The sequence below is a fragment of the Treponema sp. R6D11 genome (genome assembly GCF_054786075.1).
In genome coordinates this window covers 1-9,355 of record NZ_BDHD01000073.1, presented here as the reverse complement: position 1 = coordinate 9,355, position 9,355 = coordinate 1, and the positions used below count along the sequence as shown (strand labels likewise).

Annotated in this window: 8 protein-coding genes and 1 pseudogene; 6 read left to right on the top strand and 3 right to left on the bottom strand. The window is 38.7% G+C overall.

Annotated features, from left to right (window positions below; genetic code table 11):
* The 5 genes and pseudogenes from ACYVTD_RS07715 to ACYVTD_RS07695 form a co-directional block, all read left to right on the top strand.
* Positions 1–534 (top strand): annotated as a pseudogene (locus tag ACYVTD_RS07715) (hypothetical protein); the annotation flags it as partial.
* Positions 535–622: 88 nt separating this feature from the next.
* Positions 623–1,009 (top strand): response regulator, encoded by a 387-nt coding sequence (locus ACYVTD_RS07710; protein ID WP_461247194.1) that lies wholly within the window; start codon positions 623–625, stop codon positions 1,007–1,009.
* Positions 1,010–1,014: 5 nt separating this feature from the next.
* Positions 1,015–1,503 (top strand): chemotaxis protein CheX, encoded by a 489-nt coding sequence (locus ACYVTD_RS07705; protein WP_461247193.1) that lies wholly within the window; start codon positions 1,015–1,017, stop codon positions 1,501–1,503.
* A gap of 15 nt (positions 1,504–1,518) precedes the next feature.
* On the top strand, positions 1,519–2,481 hold the full coding sequence (locus ACYVTD_RS07700) for a diacylglycerol/lipid kinase family protein (RefSeq protein ID WP_461247192.1): 963 nt from the start codon (positions 1,519–1,521) through the stop codon (positions 2,479–2,481).
* A gap of 14 nt (positions 2,482–2,495) precedes the next feature.
* Positions 2,496–4,748, top strand: coding sequence for an ATP-binding protein (locus ACYVTD_RS07695; protein WP_461247191.1), 2,253 nt, complete (start codon positions 2,496–2,498; stop codon positions 4,746–4,748).
* Here ACYVTD_RS07695 and ACYVTD_RS07690 read toward each other — a convergent pair.
* Complete coding sequence (locus tag ACYVTD_RS07690; protein ID WP_461247190.1) at positions 4,734–5,546, bottom strand: pantothenate kinase; 813 nt, start codon at positions 5,544–5,546, stop codon at positions 4,734–4,736. The genes ACYVTD_RS07695 and ACYVTD_RS07690 overlap by 15 nt on opposite strands.
* A gap of 95 nt (positions 5,547–5,641) precedes the next feature.
* On the opposite strand from ACYVTD_RS07690, the gene ACYVTD_RS07685 reads away from it, so the two are divergent.
* A complete protein-coding gene (locus ACYVTD_RS07685) occupies positions 5,642–6,820 on the top strand; it encodes an NAD(P)-dependent malic enzyme (RefSeq protein WP_461247189.1) in 1,179 nt (392 codons plus the stop codon).
* 133 nt (positions 6,821–6,953) lie between these two features.
* On the opposite strand, the gene ACYVTD_RS07680 is transcribed toward ACYVTD_RS07685, so the two are convergent.
* Together ACYVTD_RS07680 and ACYVTD_RS07675 are read right to left on the bottom strand one after the other, a co-directional pair.
* Positions 6,954–7,658, bottom strand: coding sequence for a tetratricopeptide repeat protein (locus ACYVTD_RS07680; protein WP_461247188.1), 705 nt, complete (start codon positions 7,656–7,658; stop codon positions 6,954–6,956).
* 17 nt (positions 7,659–7,675) lie between these two features.
* Positions 7,676–9,355, bottom strand: a 1,680-nt coding sequence (locus ACYVTD_RS07675; RefSeq protein WP_461247187.1) for an ATP-binding response regulator, incomplete at its 5' end; no start/stop codon positions are given.

Sequence of the window (9,355 nt, the reverse complement as noted above, 5' to 3'; positions counted from 1 at the left end):
CCCTACTTTAGAGAAGATTTTAACCGCAGTTCTTCAGACTTTTATTGGCGATTTCCAGCTTCCGCAAAAACCCGAAATAACGCGCTCCGACTGACAAGAATATCCCTCTCAGCGGACAGAAATGCGATAAATCCGTTAAAAATAAGCGATAATTTTTCGGGTAACCTTGGAATTTCCCTGAATATGCGGGAAATCGGAATAAAAAACCCTCTTGGTATCAATTTTTCAGGCTCAGTAAAGGGATTGGCTGGGGCAGATAGCGATAAATCGGTTTATCCTGTACTTAATAACGACTGGTCATGGGAATCAGGCGACTTAAATTGCGAATTTTTATGGTCAGTTGGGGTTTTTCAATTTAGATCAAAAGCCGGATATACCTTTTTTCCCGAAAAAGAGGAAAAATGGGAGCTTTCGTTAGGTACAACTATTCGTTTTAAATATGGCAGATTCACTTTTAAAGCGGCTTCGTCGGATTTTCCTAAAAAATGGAATTGGACTATATCTTGGAGAATGGAAATTCAAAGAAATTTGTAAAAAAAGTACATAAAAATACACAAAAGTCATTGTTTTTCCGATAAAAATATAGTATCATTAAGTAAATAATTAATTTCAAGGAGGTATTATGCCTGCCGGTGTAACAATTATGATTGTTGACGACTCCAGAATAATGAGAAACACAGTTAAAGGTGTTTTTTCCGGAGTAGAGTCTTCATGTAACTTCATCGAAGCAAAAGACGGTGAAGAAGCTTTAGCGTTGTTGGAAACTCAAACTGTTGATTTAATCTTGCTTGACTGGAATATGCCGAGATTATCGGGTATTGATTTCTTAAAACAAGTAAGAGCTATGGATCAATATAAGGATTTACCTATTATTATGGTAACCAGTGAAGCCGCGAAGTTTAACGTCATTGAGGCGTTAAAACACGGAGCCACTGATTATATTACAAAACCAATTAAACTTGATTTATTCAAGCAAAAGTTGGCTAAACTACGTTTATTCAGGATGTAAGAAAGATGACAGTAGAATTACAAAATTATGTAGAACCATTTGTTGAAGTTACAGTCAGTACATTTAAAGAATTTGTAGGTATTGAAGTAAGCCCCAAACATCCACATTTTTTGGATCCGGACAAAGCCTTTGAGTGGGACATTTCCGCGGTAATAGGTCTTTCCGGCGCGGTTAAAGGCGCTGTAATAGTTTCCATGAAAGCCGATTTAGCGATCAAATTAACCGATATTCTTGTTGGCACAAAACATACGGAAGTTGACGCCGATGTATTGGACGCTATCGGCGAAATAAACAATATTATTGCCGGAAACATTAAGCCAAAAGTGCCTAACGGAGATAAAATTGTAATTTCTATTCCTACAATTATCAAAGGAAGAGAACATTCAATCGCATGGCCCAGTAAACAAACCCGCATTCTTTGTATTCCTCACAAAGCGTTTGAAAACGATATTTTTCACCTAATGATAGCAATTGAACTTGATGTTGAAAAATAAACAGGAGAGAGCATAATGAAGCATGTTTTTGTGTTCGATCCAAAAGCGTTCTACAGTCAGCAATGGAAGATGGATAACATTCTTGACGGTATAGGACAATTTTTTAGAACACAAGAATCTCCTGATTTTTCCATACAATTTTCGCGTTACAGAAGAAACGCCATGAGTATAATTCAGGACGAGGTGGAAAAAGCTCGAGCCGGCGATACTATCAGAGTTTACGCGATAGGCGGGGAAGAAATCCTGTTTGATTGCATAAACGCCGTTGCTCTTTATCCAAATATGCAAATTGCCGCCGTTCCTCACGGCGAATCCTATGACTTTTTACGAATATTTGGCGAGAACAATGTCGAATTATTCAGGGATATTCCGGCTCTTGTTCAAAGTGAAACGATTCCTACAGACGCAATCAGATGGGGAGTAAATTATGCGTTAAATTCCTGTTATATAGGACTGAATTCCGTAATATCTAAAAGAATAAAAGACTTAAAAACAAATATGAATAAAACCAGTTTTATTTTATTTTCAAGATTGTCGTCTTATTTAAGCAGGATAGCCAGTTCTTTCGATAAAAAAATCGCCGCGCGTGAATATAAAATAACAGTAGATGACGCAGATTATTCTGGAAATTACTGTCTTATTCATGTCGCAAACGGTCCGTATCAAGCGGGAAAATTAACTGGCGTTGCTGAAGCAACTCCAGATGACGGGCTTTTAGATATTGCATTAATCAGGTCATCTCACCCAATGGGAACGCTTTCGTCCATAGGAAGATATTCCAGAGGGAAACGTCCAAAGAATTGTGTTTTTCTTCAGGGGAAAAAAATTACAATTCACTCTACAGAACAAATGTGGATTCAACTTGATAACGAGTACATACAAGATACCGGTATCACTATGAGCGTGGTTAATCACGCGATACAAATGGTAACGATAAATAATTTATCATACCCGTTAGCTTCAATGGCGGCTCTTTAAGGAAGGCTTTATTCATGGCTATAAAGAAAGCAGAAAATAATAAATTAAAAAACATTGCTAACTTTTCTTCTGTCGCAATGATTTTCTTTTTAAGCGCCGCTTATATAATTGAAACATACATATCCGAAGTTAAAGTTAATTACAGTCTTGCCGGACTTGTAATGATATTGACGCTTATGATAGTGATTGCAATTATCAAAAACTCAATAAACCATTACAAAATGGCATTTAACGTACCTTTTGTTCTTTTGTTGTTCTATACCGCGCTTATGATGCTAAGCGGGTGGCACGATTCACGTTATTCGCTTATCTGTATTTTCTTGTGTGCAATAAGTTGTATATATTCGCATTTTAACAGGACGCTGGTTTTTATTATAGTTCAAAACATTTTTACAGGTTTTCTTGTTTTTAAAGGTTATCCAATATGCGGAAATGTGCCTTTATTTACCGTTCTTGTTGTTTGTGTTGTTTGTTTATTCAGCAGTGTTATAATGCTATTGCTTACAAGATCGGCTACTATTGTTCTTGATAAAGCGCTTGAACATCAAAATTCATTTATGGATCTTCTTGCTTCCACAGAAAATGTTGTCGCCATGATAGATGAACGCAATGAAATTGTCTATGCAAGTAAAACTTTATCTGATTTAGCGGGTACGGAAGATCCTACATTGGTTCAAGGACGCCCTCTTATCGATCTTTTCCCTGGACGAAGTTTAAAGAATCACGCGGGAAAACTGTTAAAAGAAAAAGACGATTACGCGGAAGACTGGGAGTTTTCATTAAACGGGCAGAAACGCTACTTTAAAGCGGCTTCCCACGGCTTACCCGGTGGCGGTGGCACTCTTATCAGCTTATACGACATGACTCATCTTGCCGAGCGCGATGAAATTGCCGTTATGAAAGACAGCATGAAGATCGGTCTTTTCTTCATGGATAAAAATTATATTATTCAAGATCATTATTCAAGATATTTGGAAGAATTGTTATCTGACACAAAACTCTTTGGAAAAAATTTAATGGACATAATTAACGATTCAGTTACTCCGAGCGAATCAGAAGCGATAAAAGATTACTTTAATATGATCCTTGAACGCACTTATGATCAAGAAATGCTTGAAGAAATAAATCCGTTAAATGAACTTCATTATATAAACAAAGCAACAGAAGAAAAAAAAGTTTTTCAATTTGCTTTTGCTACAGTAGAACGCGGACACGGCGATGTTTTTATTCTTGTAACAATATACGATATTACTACCAGAGTTGAATTACAGCAAAGGTTGGCAGAAGAAGAAGCCAGACGTCAGGAAGAAATGCAGTCCGTTTTTGAACTTATTCAGGTAGAACCAGATGTATTTTCCGATTTCATGGCGGATATGGAACATGAAATCGGTGAAATTAACGGCATACTTAAAAACGAAGCGATGTCAACGCACGACGCGCTTGTAAAAATTTATCAATCTGTTCATGCCATTAAATCAAACGCGGTTATACTTGGATTGAACGTATTTGGCAACAAGGTACACGCTCTGGAATCAAAAATAAAGAAGTTACGCGAAATGCAGGGAGAAGTGCCTTTCAGCGAAATGTTAAATCTGACTATGGAAATAGAGAAAATTTCCAAAGAAAAAGACGGGTTTGCGGATATTCTTAACAAGATACAAAGTTACGCAGGAGGCGGAGGCGGAGGCAAGAGCAAGGGCGGCGAAAAACAAAACATCAAAGTCTTGATTGAATCTCTCGCAAAAACAACATCTAGAGTCGCCGAAGATTTACAAAAACAAATTAAATTTATTTCTTCTGACATTGACCCCGAAGCCATTGATAAAGGTCCAAGGCGTGTAATGAAAGAAATACTTATGCAGTTAATCCGCAATTCAGCTTTGCATGGTATAGAAATGCCCGATGAAAGAAAAGCCAAAGGAAAAAATCCTATCGGCGTCATAAAACTTTCTATCAAGATGACGGAAGATCACAAAAATATTCATATAAAACTTATTGACGACGGAAAAGGTCTTGATTACAAGAAGATTGCCGAAAGAGCGTTAGCGCGCAAATTAATTAAGCCGGAAGACGCAAAAAATCCCGACATATTAATGAAAGTAATATTCATGCCTGGCTTTAGCACTGCGGATACGGAAACAGTACACGGCGGAAGAGGTATCGGCTTAAATCTTGTACGAGACCGTATAAAAGAAGTTAAAGGCGGCATTAAAATTAAATCGGAACCAAACAAAGGAACGCTGTTCTTTATATCACTTCCTGTTTGATAATCCAGCTCCAATCGCCGTAGTATATTCGGCATATTCAGGATAAACAAATTCAATCCCATACATAGCGGAAACATCGGTAAGCACTTTTTTCCCAATCGGGTTTTTATTGCCGTTTCCCGTAACAATAACACGGCTGTAATTTTTCGCTCTTGCCGCAAAAACAGAAAGAACACCGATTACCTGATATACCATGTTGATAATAGCTAAGGCAATATCGCTATGATTAGCGGTATCCAGCATTTTTCCAAAATTGGAAGCGGTGCTCTCGCCGTTTAAAAAACTGATGCTTGTATCCGTAATATCGCCCATTAAAAGATCAACCTGATTTAATTTTCCGTTTTTTGCCAATTCCATAATATCGTGGAACTCGGCGACAGATAAAAGTTTTTTTCCTAATCCTAAAATTGTTCCGCCGCCGACACCTGAGCCGCCAAAATGAGAAATACCTTTGTCGCCGGCTTCGAGTATTACGGTTCCTGTTCCAATATTTGTAATAATTATATTATTCATGCCGGAAAGAAACATTCCGCCGATGCCGATAGCCTCGATTTCATTTACCTTGCCTGTGGGAATGCCAAAAATATCATCTTTAATTTTTGACGCGCCGGCTCCAGTAATTTCGATTCTTTCTACAGCATTTATTTTTATTCCGTTTTCAAGAACTATTTTTCCAAAAGCGCCCGTAGCGGCAGTTACTGCGTCTAATGCTTTTGTTTTTATTCTTCTTGTTACTTTTCCATCTTCTATGGAAACGGCTTTAGTTATTGTACTGCCAATATCAATTCCTATTATCAAAATATTCTCCAATTATCTGATCTTTATATATGTTCTTTATTTTAGCATAAAACAACCCGCTTGCGAATACGGCGATTTTCTAATATATTACCATTATGAATTATGCTGAAGAATCCTTAAAAAAGCATTACCTGTGGCGCGGTAAACTTGAAACCATACCCAAAATGCCCGTAGCAACGCGGGAAGACCTGTCGCTTGCCTATACCCCTGGCGTCGCCCAACCCTGCCTTGAAATACAAAAAAATCCCGATAAAAGCTGGGAACTTACAGGACGTTGGAATACTGTCGCCGTTGTAACCGACGGAACCGCCGTCTTGGGTCTCGGCGATATTGGTCCAGAAGCGGGAATGCCTGTAATGGAAGGGAAATGCGTGTTGTTTAAAGCCTTTGGCGGAGTTGACGCCGTTCCCTTGTGCATACGCTCAAAAGAAGTTGACGTTATCGTAGAAACAGTAGCAATGCTTGCGGGAAGTTTTGGCGGCATTAATTTGGAAGATATTTCTGCTCCGCGCTGTTTTGAAATTGAAAGAAAATTAAAAGCGCTATGTGATATTCCAATTTTCCATGACGATCAACACGGAACGGCGATAGTAACTCTTGCGGCATTGCTTAACGCGCTAAAGGTTACAGGGAAAAAACTGGAAAATATCAGCGTGGTTACCCTTGGCGCGGGTGCGGCTGGAATAGCCGTAATCAGGCTGTTGCAGACCGCCGGTTTAAACGATGTTGTACTATGCGACCGTCAGGGGGCAATTTACAAAGGCAGACAAGGGCTTAACAGTGAAAAGGCTGAAATGGCTGAAATATCTAACAAACAAATGAAAAAGGGAAGCCTTGCCGACGTTCTGCGGGGAGCCGATGTTTTTATCGGCGTTTCTGCGCCCGGCATGGTAACGCCGGAAATGGTAAAATCTATGGCTCCTAACGCTATTTTGTTTCCAATGTCCAACCCGACGCCTGAAATCATGCCGGATATAGCTCTTGCTGCGGGAGCCGCCGTAGTGGGAACAGGTCGCAGTGATTTTGCAAATCAAATTAATAATGTTCTTGCATTTCCTGGCATTTTTCGCGGAGCGCTGGACGTGCGCGCAAGCGACATTAACGATGAAATGAAAATTGCGTCGGCATACGCGCTTGCTGGTCTTGTTAGTGAAAACGAATTACGCAAAGATTACATTATTCCCGCCGCTTTTGACCCAAGAATAAAAGACGCTGTAGCTAACGCTACGGCGCAGGCTGCGAAAAAAAGCGGCGTGGCAAGATGGAACCTTTAAAAACCTCGGTTAGGTTTTTAAAGGTTCCTTGAAGAAAATCGTTAATTTCATTACAACATAAAAAGTTATTTGTAGAACGATTTTCTTCTTAAGTTATGAAAACATCTAAAAACTGAAGTTTTTAGATGTTACATCATTTCTTCTTAAGGTTATCCAGATTTTGCTTAGCCGCCGTATATCCCTGATTCGCGGCAATAGTATACCATTCAGAAGCGGACATCAGATTCTTTGTTACCCCGTTGCCATTTTCGTAACAAATACCAAGACAATTCTGCGCAGGCGCATATCCATGCTCTGCGGATTTTCTGTACCATTCAGCCGCTTTTACAAAGTCCTGCTCTGTTCCTTTGCCAAATTCATAACATGCGCCCAAATTAAATTGAGCAAAAACATTACCTTGAGCCGCCGCCGCTTTATACCATTCAAAAGCCTGTTTAATATCTTTGGTTACGCCGTTGCCATTTTCACAGCAAAAACCCAAATTACCCTGAGCCGGAGCATATCCTTGTTCCGCGGCTTTACTGTAATATGCAAAGGCTTTTTCTAAATCCTGCTCTACTCCATCACCGCTTTCATAACACCAGCCAAGGTTACATATAGCTGGAGCATATCCTTGCTTTGCCGCTTTTTGGTAATATTCAAGAGCTTTTTTATAATCAAGGGGAACGCCGTGCCCTTTTTCATAACAAAAAGCAAGATTACATTGAGCCGGAGCGTATCCTTTTTCAGCCGCAGACATATAAAATTCAAACGCTTCCACAAAATTGTTAAGCATTCCCGCGGCATTTCCTTTGTTATACAAATCAATTACATCACTACTTGGTTGATTTTCCGCCATATATTCCCTCCAACAAATTAATTACTTTTGTCAATTAACGATTGAAATTCCGTAAGCGCGGAATCTAATTCGTCTTTAAGCGCTGCCATTTGGTCGGGAGTAACGGAGTTTGTACCGTCGGCAAGCTGATGTTCCACAGCGGCGGCAGCGGACTGCAAACGATTTTTTCCGACTTGTCCCGCATTTCCTTTTAATGTATATACCAACCTGTGCGCTAGTTTTATATCGCCTTCTTCCATACATTTGCAGATTTCATTGTATTTATCCATATTTGTTTTAACAAAATATTTTTCAAGCGATTCTTGAATTTCTGTGTCAGATTCGGATTGCAATTCAGGTTTATTTATCGGCGTTAGGTGTTTCAGCAAACAACGCCATAATTCCTGCGATGTGAACGGCTTGCTTACACAATCTATTATACCATGCGTCTTATACATATCCAAATCATCGATCATTATGTTAGCGGTAAGAGCGACAATAGGTATCTTAATGCCCATCTTAACGATTTCAACCGCCGCCTCAAGTCCGTCCATTACAGGCATATGCATATCCATAAAAATTAAATCATATAATTTCTCGCCTTTATTTAATCTATTTTTAACCTTCTCTATGCCGATTAATCCATTTTCCGCAACTTCAGTTTTTAAACCAACGCTTGCAAGATGTTCGCGAATAACTTCCTGCTTCATAAAATTGTCTTCGCATATCAGAACATCACCCTCAAATAAAGGCTTGTTAATGTCTCTATATGAAACTCTTTCTTGAAGTATGTCATCTATGGAAACATCAATTGTATCAAATGTAAGATCGAAACTAAACCTGCTTCCAATACCGGGCGTACTATCGACAGAAAGCGTACCTCCCATCATTTCGATTATGCTTTTTGTAATCGGCAAGCTAAGCCCTGTGGAACCGTTCTTATAAGATTTTTCCACCAGCGAAAACGGTTTAAATATATTCGCTATCTGTTCTTGCGTCATACCAACGCCGCTGTCTTTAACTTCAAAATGTATTGTAATTGATTTATCGTCAATACTCAGAATATCAGACACAAGTTTAACCATACCTGTATTTGTATATTTTACCGCGTTAAAAAGCAGATTTACAAATACTTGTCGGAGTCTTGCAATATCGCCGACAGGTTTTTTTCCAACGCTCGGCTCGGCATAAAAGTGAAGTAATAAACCTTTTTCTACGGCTTTAGGCATTACCAATGTTCTGCAACCGGCAAAAAGCTCGTGCATATCAAAAGGATTTTTCTTAAGCGACATTTCACCGGATTCAATCTTTGAAATATCCATGATGTCATTAATAACTTGCATAAGTCTTTCTGTATTTATGCGAATATTAGACAAAGAATCACTGGTCTTTTGAGAAGTATTACCATCTAATGCCGTTACTAAAAAACCTATATTGCTGTTTAGTATCGTCATTATCTCATTGCTTATATTTATATAAAAAGCCGATTTAGCTTTGCTTGTCGATTTAGAAGATTCAAGCTCAGATGTTGCTTCTTGCAAGCGCCTGCTTAGCTCTCTAGTTTGCAATTCCACCATTTTTTCAAGTTTTTTCTTTTCATTTGCCCGTCTTACAAAAATAATTATCAAAAGAGCTATTACAATTAACGACAGCACAAGAACACAAATCAAGTTAAAAAAGCTATAATATATTGTTTCCAGATGCATAAGCCTTAATCC